Annotated in this window: 11 protein-coding genes and 1 pseudogene; 8 read left to right on the forward strand and 4 right to left on the reverse strand. The window is 66.8% G+C overall.

Features of this window, described 5'->3' with window-relative positions; genetic code table 11:
- Positions 1-4 precede the first annotated feature (4 nt).
- From NS2_RS03450 to NS2_RS03460, 3 genes and pseudogenes are all read left to right on the forward strand, one after another.
- Entirely contained in the window at positions 5-421 is a 417-nt protein-coding gene (locus NS2_RS03450; protein ID WP_033085653.1) for a VOC family protein, read from the forward strand.
- A gap of 58 nt (positions 422-479) precedes the next feature.
- Entirely contained in the window at positions 480-977 is a 498-nt protein-coding gene (locus NS2_RS03455) for a helix-turn-helix domain-containing protein (protein WP_158544161.1), read from the forward strand.
- Between the two features lie 210 nt (positions 978-1187).
- Positions 1188-2773, forward strand: a pseudogene (locus tag NS2_RS03460) (acyl-CoA synthetase).
- Between the two features lie 276 nt (positions 2774-3049).
- Here the strand turns inward: NS2_RS03460 and NS2_RS03470 are convergent.
- The 3 genes from NS2_RS03470 to NS2_RS03480 form a co-directional block, all read right to left on the reverse strand.
- Positions 3050-4054, reverse strand: coding sequence for a sigma-70 family RNA polymerase sigma factor (locus tag NS2_RS03470; protein WP_033085651.1), 1005 nt, complete (start codon positions 4052-4054; stop codon positions 3050-3052).
- 89 nt (positions 4055-4143) lie between these two features.
- On the reverse strand, positions 4144-5793 hold the full coding sequence (locus tag NS2_RS03475; RefSeq protein WP_033085650.1) for an acyl-CoA synthetase: 1650 nt from the start codon (positions 5791-5793) through the stop codon (positions 4144-4146).
- Between the two features lie 96 nt (positions 5794-5889).
- Positions 5890-6927, reverse strand: a complete 1038-nt coding sequence (locus tag NS2_RS03480; RefSeq protein WP_033085649.1) for an LLM class F420-dependent oxidoreductase — start codon at positions 6925-6927, stop codon at positions 5890-5892.
- 92 nt (positions 6928-7019) lie between these two features.
- Between NS2_RS03480 and NS2_RS03485 the strand changes: the two genes are divergently transcribed.
- Genes NS2_RS03485 through NS2_RS03500 form a run of 4 tightly spaced genes read left to right on the forward strand, consistent with a single transcriptional unit; the run spans position 7020 to position 10722 of the window.
- Positions 7020-7988 (forward strand): Zn-ribbon domain-containing OB-fold protein, encoded by a 969-nt coding sequence (locus NS2_RS03485; RefSeq protein ID WP_033085648.1) that lies wholly within the window; start codon positions 7020-7022, stop codon positions 7986-7988.
- Positions 7989-8003: 15 nt separating this feature from the next.
- Positions 8004-9092 carry a thiolase family protein gene (locus NS2_RS03490; protein ID WP_081985628.1) on the forward strand — a complete coding sequence of 363 codons (1089 nt, stop codon included), beginning with the start codon at positions 8004-8006 and terminating at the stop codon, positions 9090-9092.
- Positions 9089-10309 carry a thiolase family protein gene (locus tag NS2_RS03495; protein WP_081985627.1) on the forward strand — a complete coding sequence of 407 codons (1221 nt, stop codon included), beginning with the start codon at positions 9089-9091 and terminating at the stop codon, positions 10307-10309. Before NS2_RS03490 ends, NS2_RS03495 begins: the two co-directional genes overlap by 4 nt.
- The gene (locus NS2_RS03500; RefSeq protein ID WP_033085646.1) at positions 10306-10722 is read left to right on the forward strand and encodes a nuclear transport factor 2 family protein; all 417 of its coding nucleotides are present in this window, start codon (positions 10306-10308) and stop codon (positions 10720-10722) included. The genes NS2_RS03495 and NS2_RS03500 overlap by 4 nt, the downstream gene beginning before the upstream one ends.
- 117 nt (positions 10723-10839) lie before the next feature.
- Here NS2_RS03500 and NS2_RS03505 read toward each other — a convergent pair whose 3' ends face one another.
- Complete coding sequence (locus tag NS2_RS03505; protein WP_045436161.1) at positions 10840-12036, reverse strand: cytochrome P450; 1197 nt, start codon at positions 12034-12036, stop codon at positions 10840-10842.
- Between the two features lie 206 nt (positions 12037-12242).
- Here NS2_RS03505 and NS2_RS03510 point away from each other — a divergent pair, with 206 nt between their 5' ends.
- Positions 12243-13409 (forward strand): steroid 3-ketoacyl-CoA thiolase, encoded by a 1167-nt coding sequence (locus NS2_RS03510; protein WP_033085645.1) that lies wholly within the window; start codon positions 12243-12245, stop codon positions 13407-13409.
- Positions 13410-13562: the final 153 nt, after the last annotated feature.

Below are 13562 nucleotides of genomic sequence, written 5' to 3' on the forward strand. Positions count from 1 at the left end.
CGCCATGCCGAGCAAGATGATCTTCCTGAACCTGCCCGTGGCCGACCTGGACCGGTCGAAACGGTTCTACGAGGCCATCGGCTGGAAGGTGAACCAGGACTTCACCGATGGCAATGCCGCCTGCATCGTGGTGGACGACAATATCTGCCTGATGCTGCTGACCCACGACTTCTTCACCACGTTCAGCACCCGCCCGATCGGTGACATCGACGGCACGGTCAGCGCCCTCTACGCCCTGGCCCTGACCAGCGCCCAGGAGGTCGACGACGTCACCGAGGCCGCTTTGCGCGCCGGCGGCACCGAGGAGGTGAATGCCGAGAAACGCGCCCAGGAAGCCCAGGTCGGCATGCACGGCCGCACCTTCCTCGACCCCGACGGGCACCAGTGGGAGCCCTTCTACATGGCCTATCCGGGAGCCTGATCCCGGGTATCCGGTTGCCGGTCGGACGTTTCCGGCCGGCGGTGGCATGGTGTCCCTCGTGTTTTCACCGGAGTCCGAAGGCCGCAAGGGGATATCGCTCGGCGCGTATCTCGAGCGGGAACGCCTGCGCCAGCACATGACGCAGCGCGGCGTCGCGGCCGCGCTGCACATGTCGACCAGCGGTTACGAGAAGATCGAGAACGGCCAGCGCATTCCGCATCCCGGCACCCTGAACGCGCTGGCCCGGCTGTTCGAGATGCCCCTGATCCGGCGGCGGGTGCTGTGGTCCATCGCGACGGGTGACGATCTGGCGGTGTCCGCCGCGGCCGGGGGCCCGGAGTTCGACCGCATCTGGAACACCCCGTGCCCGCGCGAGGTCCTCCTCGATGACACCGCCCTCATGCGGGATCCGGACACCGGTGCGGTCACGGAGTATCAGATCGACGTTCTGCGCTGGGTTTTCCCGCATCGCGACGTGGAGCTGTTCAGCTTGACCCCGCGCTACCCCGACCCGGCCACCGCGGACCCCGATACCTCGGACATCGTGCTGTGGTGAAGGCCGGGATGGCACCCAATACGGGTGGGTTCTCGATCTTGATCTTGATCGACCCGGCAGCGAGGGTGGGAGAGCCGCGGGCCGGGTTCATGTCTACGCGCTTGGACAGAAGGGGACCGGCTCGCGGAACATCCCACGGCCGGGCCGCATGACAACTTCCTGCCATCCGATGAACTGTCGCTCCACTCCCGCGAAAGCCAGGGTGCGGCCATGGCTTTCAACGTTGCGGACCTGTTCGAACACGCGGTGGACGCGGTCCCGGAGCGCACCGCGCTGATCTGCGAGGACCGGCGGTTCACCTACCGCGAATTGGATGAGCGAGCCAACCGGCTCGCCCATCATCTGGCCGCCCGCGGAATCCGCGTGGGCGATCACGTCGGGGTGTATTCGCGCAATTCCGTCGGGGCACTCGAAACAATGCTCGCGACCTACAAATTACGGGCCGTATCGGTCTGCGTGAACTATCGCCATGGGGCCGAAGAAGTGCGCTACATCGTCGCCAATGCCGATTTGAAAGCCCTTGTGCACGAGGCGGAATACGCCGATATCGTGGCGGCGGTCCGGGCAGCCGCGCCGAGCCTGACCGAGATCCTCGCGATCGGGCCCGACTACGACGCGGCAGTGGCCGCGCAATCCCCCGAGCGGGATTTCGGCCCGCGCAGCGGAGACGATCTCTACCTCCTCTATACCGGCGGCACCACCGGCATGCCCAGGGGCGTCATGTGGCGACACGAGGACGTGTGGCGCGCGCTCGGCGGCGGCATCAACCATGTGACCGGCGAATATGTATCGGACGAATGGGAATTGGCCAACGGTGCCGAGTCCGCGCCGACCGGCATCGTCATGGCTCCCCTCTCGCCGCTCATTCACGGCGCGGCCCAGTGGGCGGCCTTCATCGCCCTGAACTCCGGCGGCACCGTGGTTCTCGTGCCGCGGTTCGACCCGCACGAGGTCTGGCGGGTGGTGGAGCGGCACGGGGTCAATGTGCTCACGGTGGTCGGCGACGCCATGGCCAAACCGCTGCTCGAGGCGTATCACGCTGGACAGTACGAGTTTCGTCGCTCTGGGCGTTCAGCAGCCATGCCGCACTCTTCTCGCACTCGCTCGAGCAGCAGTACATCGATGCCTTCCCCAACCTGTTCATCACCGACGTGATCGGGTCGTCGGAGAGCGGCAGCACCGGATTGTCGGTGGTCACCAAGGATTCCGACCATTCGCAGGGGCCACGGGTGAAGTTCGGGGCGCAGGCCGCGCTCCTGGACGACGACGGAAACCTGGTCGAACCCCGTCCCGGAGCGGTGGGCCGAATGGCCCGCACAGGCCACGTGCCGCTGGGCTACTACAAGGACCCCGAGAAATCGAAGACGATCTTCTTCGAGATCGACGGCAAACGCTATGTGGCACCGGGTGATTACGCCCGCTACGAGGCCGACGGCACCGTCACCCTGCTGGGCCGCGGTTCCGAATGCGTGAACACCGGTGGCGAGAAGGTGTTTCCGGAGGAGGTCGAGACGGCCCTCGAGTCGCATCCCGATGTCTTCGACGCCCTGGTGATCGGTGTTCCGCACGAACGATTCGGGCAGGCGGTGGCGGCGCTGGTGCAGCCGCGCCCGAACGCCGCGCTCGCCCTGGACGAACTGGACGCGCACCTGCGCACCAAGGTCGCGGGACACAAGGCCCCGCGCGGATATTGGCTGGTGGACGAGGTCATGCGGCAGCCCAGCGGCAAGGCCGACTATCCCGCCGCCAAGCGCTACGCGGCCGAGCGCGCCGAGGCCATGCGCGCGCCCCGCTGAGGGACCGGCCGTCGCTCAGCGCGACAGTCCCAGTTCACGAATCCGCGCACCCAGCTGGAATCGGGTGCTGACATCGAATCGGGCCATGAGCTGAGCGACGTAGCGCCGGTAGGTGCGCAGCGACACCCCCAACGCCCGCGCCGCGGTCTCGTCATGGTCATGACGGCCTCGTGCCGGACCTCCGCCAGCATTCCGCGCAGATTCCCCACCCAGCGCTCGTCGGCGGGCAGTTCGACCGTCATCGCTCCCCCTTCCGCGAAAACCCTTCGCGCCAGGTTAGTTCGGGCGTAGCTCCATGGGGAGGCCGAAGAGCGGGAACAGCTTCTCGGTGTCGAGGAAGAAGGTGAGGCCGGAGATGCGGTCGCCGTCGAGTTCCAGGGTGGTGATGGACCACGGGGTCCACAGGCCGGGCTCGTCGCCGGGCTTGTAGTGGCCGAAGGCGGGCAGGCCGTTGGCGCCCGCGAGCGGGATCATGCGGGAGTCGCGGCAGGCGTGGCCGGTGCCGAGCATGAAGGCGGCCACGTTCTCCGGGCCCGAGATCCACAGCGAGAACGGCGGCATGGACAGGGCCACATCGGCTTTGAGCAGATCGGTGAGCGCGTCCATGTCGTAGGCCTCGAAGGCCTTGACGAAGTCGTCGACGAGTTTGCGCTGCTGCTCGTTGTTCTCGTCGAAGGTGTCGGAGACCGTGGCGCTCTCCTGCACCTTCGACATGGTGGCCCGGGCGCGCTGCAGAGCGCTGTTCACCGACGCCGGAGACACATTGAGCATGTCGGCGGTCTCTCCGGCCGAGAACCGCAGCACCTCGCGCATGATCAGGATGGCGCGCTGGCTGGCGGGCAGATGCTGCACCGCGGCCACGAAGGCAAGTCGCAGAGTGTCTTTCGCGCTGGCGGCCTCCGCCGGATCGGCGCCGAAGGCGAGCGCGTTCGGAATCGGTTCCACCCACACGTAATCCGGTTCCGGCGCGGGCAGCGTCGAATCCGGCGTGGACGGGCCGTTGAGATCCATGGGCCGGGCGCGCCGCTGCGGCCCGTCGAGCATGTCCAGACAGACATTGGTCGCGATCTTGTACAGCCACGATCGCAGGCTGGACCGGCCCTCGAACGAGTCGTACGACTTCCACGCGCGCGTGAACGTCTCCTGCACCGCGTCCTCGGCTTCGAACGAGGACCCGAGCATTCGATACGCATAGGCGCATAGTTCCCGCCGATGCCCTTCGAAAGAGCGCAATACATCATCCGACACGGTGACGGCGGATCTGCCTGCCTTCTCGCTCATGCCAGACAGCCTCGCACAGCCCACCGACAAAAGATGCCCGCCTGCCGAAGCAGGCGGGCATCACATTGTTGTAATTCCGTGCGCTGGAACTACTTCGAACTCGAGGCCTGCGCGTGGTTGTCGGCCTCGCGGGCCTCGGTCTGCGCCTTGGCCCACTTGTAGTCCGGCTTGCCCGCGGGCGAGCGCTTGATCTCGTCCGCGTACCACAGGCTGCGCGGCATCTTGTAGGAGGAGATCTCCTTGACCAGCGTCGGCCGCAGCTCCTCCAGGGTCGGGCGAGACTCGCCGCGACACTGCACGACCGCCACCACCCGCTGACCCCAGCGCTCGTCCGGCACGCCGACCACCAGCGCGTCGAAGATCTCCGGGTGCGCCTTGAGCGCGCCCTCGACCTCCTCGGGGTAGATCTTCTCGCCGCCGGAGTTGATGGACACCGAACCGCGGCCCAGCATGGTGACAGTCCCGTCCTCCTCCACCCGGGCGTAGTCGCCGGGGATGGAGTAGCGAACGCCGTTGAACACCTTGAAGGTTTCGGCCGTCTTGACCGGGTCGTTGTAGTAGCCCAGCGGAATGTTCCCGGTGCGGGCCAGCATGCCGACCTGGCCGGAACCTGCCACGACCTCGTTGCCCTCCTCGTCGATCACCTTGGTGGAGCCGTCGATCTTCACGCGCGGCCCACCGGTGTGGGTGGCGCCCTTGGCGGCCACGGCCAGCCCGCCGAAGCCGGTCTCGGAGGAGCCGATGGAGTCGGTGATGAGCGCGTTCGGGAACCGCTCGATGAAGTCGTCCTTGAAGGCGGGCGAGAACAGCGCCGCGCTGGAGGCCAGCACCCACAGGCTCGAATGCTGGTACGGCTCAACGGTTTCCGGGTTGCCCTCGGCCACCGCGTCCAGCATCGGACGGGCCATGGCGTCACCGGTAATAAAGATCATGTTCACGCCGTGCCGCTCGATGGCCCGCCACACGCCGTGGCCGCTGAACTCGGGCAGCATGACGGCCTTGCCGCCGTCGAAGAGGCTGTGCAGGGTGGCGGTGAACGCGCCGCCGTGGATCAGCGGCGGAATCGGGTAGCGCACCATGGGCGCATTGCCGCTGGCGCCGCCCTTGGACTGCTCCCACTCGTCCTCGACGAAGACGCCGGTGTAGAAGTTGATGCCGCCGCCGAGCACGCGCCACCAGTCCTCCTGCCGCCACATGACGCCCTTGGGCATGCCGGTGGTGCCGCCGGTGTAGATCATCATGATGTCGTCGGAGGAGCGCTCCTCGAAGTCACGCTCGCCGCGCGAACCGGCCAGCGCCGCTTCGTATTCGACCGCGGTCGGGGGCAGCGGGAGGTCGGTGCCGTCCTCGACGGTGATCACGGACTTGATCGCCGGCACGTTCGGCAGCACATTGGCGACCTTGTCGCTGTAGCGCCGCTCGTGAATGAGCGCGACCATGTCCGAGTTCTCGAAAATGTACTGCAACTCGTTCTCAACGTAGCGGTAGTTCACGTTGATCATGACCGCGCGCGCCTTGAAGATGGCCACCATGGCCTCCACGGCCTCAATGGTGTTGCGCGAGTACACGCCGACCTTGTCACCCGGCTTCACGCCCTGATCCTGCAGGTAGTGCGCCAGCCGGTTGGCCCGGTCCTCCAGTTCGGCATAGGTCACCGAACGCGAGTCGTCAACCAGTGCGACACGTTCCGGCATGAGGTCGATGGTGTGCTCGACGAGGTCCGCAATGTTGTAGCTCACAGGATCAAAATAGAACGTGTTCTTGTGTGTGACAAGCCACAAATCTCACTCAGTCGATGGACCGAATGTGCCCCCTGTCACACACTACAGACATTCCTACGATTCGATCAGCGGACGGAGGCGCTCGAACTGAGAAACGTCCCGGACTCCCACCAGCATCATGGTGACTCCGGCCTGCTCCCATACCTTCAGCTGTTCACGCACCTCGGCCTCGTCGCCGATGATTGTGGTGTCCAGGATCAGCTCGTCCGGCACCGCCGCGGCCGCTTCCTCTTTCCGGCCGGATCGGAACAGCGCGGTGATCTCGTCGACGGCCGCGCCGTAGCCCATGCGCCGGTAGACCTCGGCGTGGAAGTTGAGCTCCTCGGCGCCCATGCCGCCGATGTACAGCGCGCTGAACGGCCGGATCGCGTCCAGCGCGGCCTTGCGATCGTCGGTCAGGACGACCTGTGCGGTGGCCGCGATCTCGAAATCCTCGCGCGAACGCCGCGCGCCGGGCCGCGAGAAACCCTCGTCGAGCCACTCGTTGTACATATCGGCCAGTCGCGGCGTGTAGTAGATGGCCAGCCAGCCGTCGGCGATCTCCGCGGTCAGCGCGACATTCTTGGGCCCCTCGGCGCCCAGCCAGATCGGCAGGTCCGCGCGCAGCGGGTGGGTGATGGGCTTGAGCGGCTTGCCCAGCCCGGTCGACCCGGAACCGTTGTAGGGCAACGGGTAATGCGGTCCGTCGCCGGTCACCTTGCCCTCGCGGGCCAGCACCTGCCGCACGATCGACACGTATTCGCGGGTGCGCGCGAGCGGCTTGCCGAACGGCTGGCCGTACCAGCCCTCCACCACCTGCGGGCCGGAGACGCCGAGCCCGAGAATGTGCCGCCCGCCGCTGAGGTGGTCGAGGGTCAGCGCGGCCATGGCGGTGCCGGTGGGGGTGCGCGCCGACATCTGGACCACGGACGTGCCCAGGCGCACCCGGCTGGTGTCGGAGCCGTACCAGGCCAGCGGCGTGAAGGCGTCCGAGCCCCAGGACTCCGCGGTGAAAACGGCGTCGAAGCCGGTCTCCTCCGCGGCCAGCACCAGCTCCCGCGTATTGGCGGGCGGCTGCGCGCCCCAGTATCCGAGTTGCAGGCCGAAGCGCATTGCAGGTTCCTTCCTAGAACATCGCGGGGCGGTCAGCAGGGGCCCGGCCCCGGCTCTTGCCACCATCACTAGAACCTGTTCTACTCGATCTCGTGACTCTGGGGAACACCGAGATACTGTCCGCACCGCTGCGGATGCAATTCGACTACACCCGCTCCACCGGTCCGATCATCGGTCGCTTCCTCACGGAACTGCGGTCCGGCAAGGTCGTCGGGGTGCGGGGTTCCGACCGGCGCGTGATCGTGCCGCCCGCGGAATTCGATCCGAAGACCAGCGAGCCGCTCTCGGAGTGCGTCGAGGTCTCCGATGTCGGCACGGTCCAGACCTGGTCCTGGGTGGCCGAGCCGATTCCGGGCCAACCCTTCGACCGGCCCTTCGCCTTCGCGCTGATCAAGCTCGACGGCGCGGACACCGCCATCCTGCACGCCGTGGACGTGGCCTCCCCCGCCGACATCTCGACCGGCATGCGGGTACGGGCGCGCTGGGCCGCCGAGCGCACCGGGCGTATCCAGGACATCGCAGCCTTCGAACCCGGTGCCGAATCCGTCGCCGCCCCAGCGTCTTCCGATGCCGCGACCGAACCGGTCACCGGCATCGTGACCCCGGTCGACTTCAATATCAAGCACACCGCCGCGCCGCAGGAGGCCGAATTCCTGAATGCGCTCATGGAGGGTCGTCTGCTGGGCGCCCGCGCCCGCATGGACGGCAAGGTGTACTTCCCGCCGCGCGGCGCGGACCCGCGCGACGGCTCCCCCACCGACGATTACGTCGAGGTCGCCGACACCGGCCTGGTCACCACCTTCTGCATCGTGAACGTGCCGTTCATGGGTCAGTCGATCAAGCCCCCGTACGTGGCCGCCTACATCCTGCTCGACGGCGCGGACATTCCGTTCCTGCACCTGGTGCTCGGCATCGAGGCGAGCGAAGTCCGGATGGGCATGCGGGTCGAGGCCGTCTGGAAGCCGCGCGAGGAGTGGGGCCTGTCCATCGGCAATATCGACCACTTCCGGCCCACCGGCGAACCGGACGCCGACTACGACTCTTTCGCGCACCACCTGTAGAGAGGCGCTGAAATAATGAACTCTGTATCGCGTAGCGATTCCCATAGGGGTGGCGGCGGGGCGACGGGAGGGCGTAACAACGCTACTGATATTGCGGTGGTGGGCTTCGCACACGCGCCGCACGTGCCGGAGACCTTCGGCACCACCAATGGCGTGGAGATGCTCGCGCCGTTGTTCCAGGAGCTGCACGCCAAGCTCGGCACCACCGTCGCCGATATCGACTTCTGGTGCTCGGGCTCCTCGGATTACCTCGCCGGACGCGCCTTCTCGTTCATCTCGGCGATCGACTCGATCGGCGCGGTGCCGCCCATCAACGAATCGCACGTCGAGATGGACGCCGCCTGGGCGCTGTACGAGGCGTGGGTGAAACTCCGCTCCGAACAGGCGAAGACGGCGCTGGTCTACGGCTTCGGCAAGTCCTCGGCCGGTACGCTGCGGCAGATCCTGGCCCTGCAGACCGATCCCTACCTGGTCGCGCCGCTGTGGCCGGATTCGGTCTCGATCGCCGGACTGCAGGCCCGCGCCGGGCTGGACGCGGGCAAGTGGACCGAAGCGGATATGGCCGCGGTCGCCGCCCGCAGCACCGGCGGCGACGCCGAAAAGTACTTGGCCGCGGCCAAGGTCGCCGATCCGTTCCGCGCCCACGACATTGCCCCCATCACCGATGGCGCGGCCGCCATCGTGCTGGCCGTGGGTGACCGCGCCCGCGAGCTGTGCGCGCGCCCGGCCTGGCTGACCGGCATCGCCCACTACATCGACTCCCCCGTGCTGGGCGCTCGTGACCTGACCGTCTCCGCCTCCGCCAAGCAGGCGGCCGACGCCGTCACCGGCGGCGACGCGAGCGGTTTCGATGTCGCCGAGCTGCACGCCCAGTACAGCCACGAGGAGCTGATCCTGAAGCAGGCCATCGGCCTGAACGGGAATACCCGCATCAATCCCTCGGGCGGGCCCCTCTCGGGCAACCCGATGTTCGCGACCGGGCTCGAGCGCATCGGCTTCGCCGCCACCGAAATCTTCAACGGCAATGCGAATCACGCACTGGCACACGCCAGTTCGGGACCGGCCTTGCAGCAGAACCTGGTTGCCACCCTGGAGGCAAAATGAACATCGCATCGCGTAGCGATTCCGTTGGGGGCGGCGGCGGGGCGACGGGTGGGCCATTCCCGGCGGCGGTGCTCGGCACCGGACAGACTCATCACGTGACCAAACGGTCCGATGTATCCATGGCGGGCCTGGTCCGCGAGGCGATCGACCGTGCGCTGGCGGACTCCGGCCTGACCATGGCCGATATCGACGCCGTCGTCGTCGGCAAGGCCCCCGACTTCTTCGAGGGCTCCATGATGCCGGAGCTGTTCCTCGCGGATGCGTTGGGCGCCACCGGAAAACCGCTGCTCCGGGTGCACACGGCCGGTTCGGTCGGCGGTTCGGCCGCCATCGTGGCCGCCAATCAGGTGCAGGCGGGCGTGCACCGCCGAGTGCTGGCCGTCGCGTGGGAGAAGCAGTCGGAGTCCAACGCCATGTGGGCGCTGTCGAATCCGGTGCCCTTCACCAAGCCGGTCGGCGCGGGCGCGGGTGGCTACTTCGCCCCGCACGTGCGCGCCTATATCCGCCGCTCCAATGCCCCGCTGCATGTGGGCGCGATGGTGGCGGTGAAGGATCGCCGCAATGGCGCGCGCAATCCGCTCGCGCACCTGCATCAGCCCGACATCACGCTGGAATCGGTGATGTCGTCCCAAATGCTTTGGGACCCCATTCGTTTCGACGAGACCTGCCCGTCCTCGGACGGCGCGTGCGCCATGGTGATCGGCGACGAGGCGTCGGCCAAGGCGGTCGAGGCGCAGGGCAAGAAGGTGGCGTGGGTGCACGGCACCGCCATGCGCACCGAGCCGCTCGCCTACGCGGGCCGCGACCAGGTGAACCCGCAGGCCGGACGGCACGCCGCGAAGGCGCTGTGGAAGCAGGCCGGGATCACCAACCCCCTGGAGGAGATCGACGCGGCCGAGATCTACGTCCCCTTCTCATGGTTCGAGCCCATGTGGCTGGAGAACCTGGGCTTCATGCCCGAGGGCGAGGGCTGGAAGCTCACCGATGCCGGCGAGACCGCCATCGGCGGCAAGCTGCCGGTCAATCCGTCGGGCGGAGTGCTCTCCTCCAACCCGATCGGCGCGTCCGGCATGATCCGCTTCGCCGAGGCCGCCAAGCAGGTCATGGGCCGCGCGGGCGACTACCAGGTGAAGAATGCGCGCAAGGCGTTCGGCCACGCGTACGGCGGTGGGTCGCAGTACTTCTCGATGTGGGTCGTGGGGAGTGAGCAGCCGTGACCACCACCACCGAACATCCGGCCCGGGTGGCGGGCGCCGCCTCCCAGGCCGCGGTCCGCGCCAAGGACAAGGACGCCTGGGTGGCGCTGTTCGCCGCCGACGGCATCGTGGAGGATCCGGTCGGGCCGTCCTTCTTCGACCCCGAGGGCGTGGGACACCGCGGGGCCGAGGCCATTGCGGCGTTCTGGGACAAGGCGATCGCCCAGACCGACTCCATCGAATTCCTCTTCGAGGACTCCTTCGCGTGCGGGCGCGAGGTGGCCTTCACCGGCCGCATTCGCACCACCATGGGCGGCCATATCATCGATGCCGAAGGCGTTTTCACCTACAAGGTGGACGATGACGGCAAAATCCTTGCCCTGCGCGCCTTCTGGGAGACCGAGCGCGCAATGTCGACGATGAAGAAGGTCTAGACCTTTCGGCCGGGATTCGAAAGATAAAGCGGGCGACCGGATTATCCGGTCGCCCGCTTCCTTTTTCTCTGCCCCGAGGAGTGAGAGGGGTGCGGGACAGATCAAATCATCTACGGCTCAGTGCTTCACAGGACACGTCCGGTAGTCGACCTGGAATTCCTTGATGCCGTTGAGCCAGCCGGACTGCAGCCGGCGCGGGTCGCCCAGCTTGCTGATGTCGGGCATGTGGTCGGCGGTGGCGTTGAAGATGATCTCGATCTCCAGCCGGGCCAGGTTCGCGCCGATGCAGAAGTGCGCGCCGGTGCCGCCGAAGGACAGGTGCGGGTTGGGATCACGCAGGATATTGAAGGTGTACGGATCCTCGAACACCTCCTCGTCGAAGTTGGCCGAGCGGTAGGACAGCACCACCCGCTGCCCCTTCTTGATCTGCACGCCACTGACTTCCACGTCCTCGAGCGCGGTGCGCTGGAACGAGCTGACCGGAGTGGCCCAGCGGATGATCTCGTCGGCGGCGGTCTTGGGCCGCTCCTTCTTGAAGAGCTCCCACTGATCGGGGTTCTCCAGGAACGCGATCATGCCGTGGGTGGTGGCATTGCGGGTGGTCTCGTTGCCGGCGACGGCCAGCATCATGACGAAGAAGCCGAATTCCTCCGGCAGCAGCGCCTCGCCGTCCATGTCGGCATTGATGAGCTGGGTGACGATATCGTCGGCCGGGCAGGCGCGCCGGGCCTCCGCCATCTGGTAGGAGTAGCCGAGGATCTCGGTGGAGGCGACCACCGGATCGGCGGTGCTCTCCGGATCGTCGTAGCTGGTCATGTCATTGGACCACTGGAACAGCTTCTTGCGGTCATCCTGTGGCACGCCGATCAATTCGGCGATCGCCTGCAGCGGCAGCTCGGCCGCCACCTGCTCCACGAAGTCGCCCGAGCCCGCCTCGACGGCCGCCTTCACAATGGCCTCGGCACGAGCGGTCAGCTCGGCGCGCAGGCCGTTGATGACGCGCGGGGTGAAGCCCTTGGAGATGATCTTGCGGAGCTTGGTGTGCTCGGGCGCGTCCTTGTTCAACAGGACGAAGCGCTGCAGATCGATCTGCTCGCGGGTGATGTCGTCCTGGAACCGCGGGATCGCGGTGTTCTCATAGGTGGAGAAAACGTCATCGCGGCGCGAGACGGTCTTGACGTCCGCGTGCTTGGACAGCACCCAGAAGCCATCGTCGGTGAAGCCACCCTTGTCCGGCGACTTGGGGTTCCACCAGATCGGGGCGCTGCGGCGCAGTTCGGCAAGTTCCTCGACCGGCACCCGTTGCGCCCACATCTCGGGGTCGGTGACATCGAATCCATCCGGCACTCCGGGCCGGGCTGCAGTGTCCACCACCAGCAGTCTCCTTTGACCAACTGAAACACGTTCTACCGCTATTGAAGCATAGGAGGTAAAACAAGAGAAGGGACTAGGTAATGGACCCGAACAGACTTACGTTACTTGCAGTGAACTCGTTGCAGTTCTAATCCGGAAGGACAGACATGGGTACTCCCGTCATCGTCGAGGCCGCGCGCACCCCGATCGGCAAGCGCAATGGCTGGCTGGCCGGCCTGCACGCCGCCGAGCTGCTGGGTGCGGCCCAGAAGGGCGTGCTCGAGCGCGCGGAGCTGAATCCGGCACTGGTCGAACAGGTCATCGGCGGCTGCGTCATGCAGGTGGGCGAGCAGGGCAACAACGTCACCCGCACCGCGTGGCTGCACGCCGGGCTGCCGTGGCAGACCGGTGCGGTCACCATCGACAACCAGTGCGGTTCGGCGCAGCAGGCCGCCGGCCTGGTCGCCGGTCTCATCTCCACCGGCGCCATCGAGGCCGGTATGGCCTGCGGCATCGAGTCCATGAGCCATGTTCCGTTGGGCGCCAATGTCGGAACGAACGCGGGCCCGCGCCGTCCGGCCTCGTGGAGCATCGACATGCCCAACCAGTTCGAGGCCGCCGAGCGAATCGCCAAGCGGCGCGGCATCACTCGCGACGACATCGAGGAGCTGGGGCTGCGTTCGCAGCAGCTGGCCGCGCAGGCGTGGGCCGAGGGTCGTTTCGACCGCGAGGTGCTGACCATCAAGGGTGCGCCGCAGGTCGACAAGGAGGGCAACCTCACCGGCGAGACCGCCGACATCAGCCGCGACCAGGGTCTGCGCGAGACCACCCGCGAGGGCCTGGCGAAGCTGAAGCCGGTGGTGGAGGGCGGAATTCACACCGCGGGCACCTCCTCGCAGATCTCCGACGGCGCGGCCGCGGTGCTGCTCATGGACGAAAAGGCCGCGCAGCGTGAGGGATTGCGCCCGCGCGCCCGCATCGTGGCGCAGTGCCTGGTGGGCGGCGAGCCCGAATTCCACCTGGACGGTCCGGTTCAGGCGTGCGAGCGACTGCTCGAGCGCACCGGCATGTCCATCTCGGATATCGATTTGTTCGAGATCAATGAGGCTTTCGCGTCCGTGGTGCTGTCCTGGGCCTCGGTGCACAAGCCGGATTTCGATCGGGTGAACGTCAACGGCGGTGCGATCGCGCTCGGCCACCCGGTAGGCAGCACCGGATCCCGCTTGATCACAACGGCTTTGCACGAGCTGGAGCGCACCGACAAGAGCACCGCCATGATCCTGATGTGCTGCGGCGGCGCCCTCGCGACGGGCACCATCATCGAACGGATCTAGTCCCTCAATGATTTTCGGCCAGGTTGAACGTTCATCTGAGTTGCCCCGAAACGTGGCGTACGCCACACAAACTTCGGTACAGACAGGAAGATGAGACGTCAGCTATCTTATGGCTACCCGAGGCCCGTCCGGGAAGACCCTCGCGACGGGCCA

It is taken from the genome of Nocardia seriolae NBRC 15557 (assembly GCF_007990715.1).
Classification (GTDB): Bacteria; Actinomycetota; Actinomycetes; order Mycobacteriales; family Mycobacteriaceae; genus Nocardia; species Nocardia seriolae.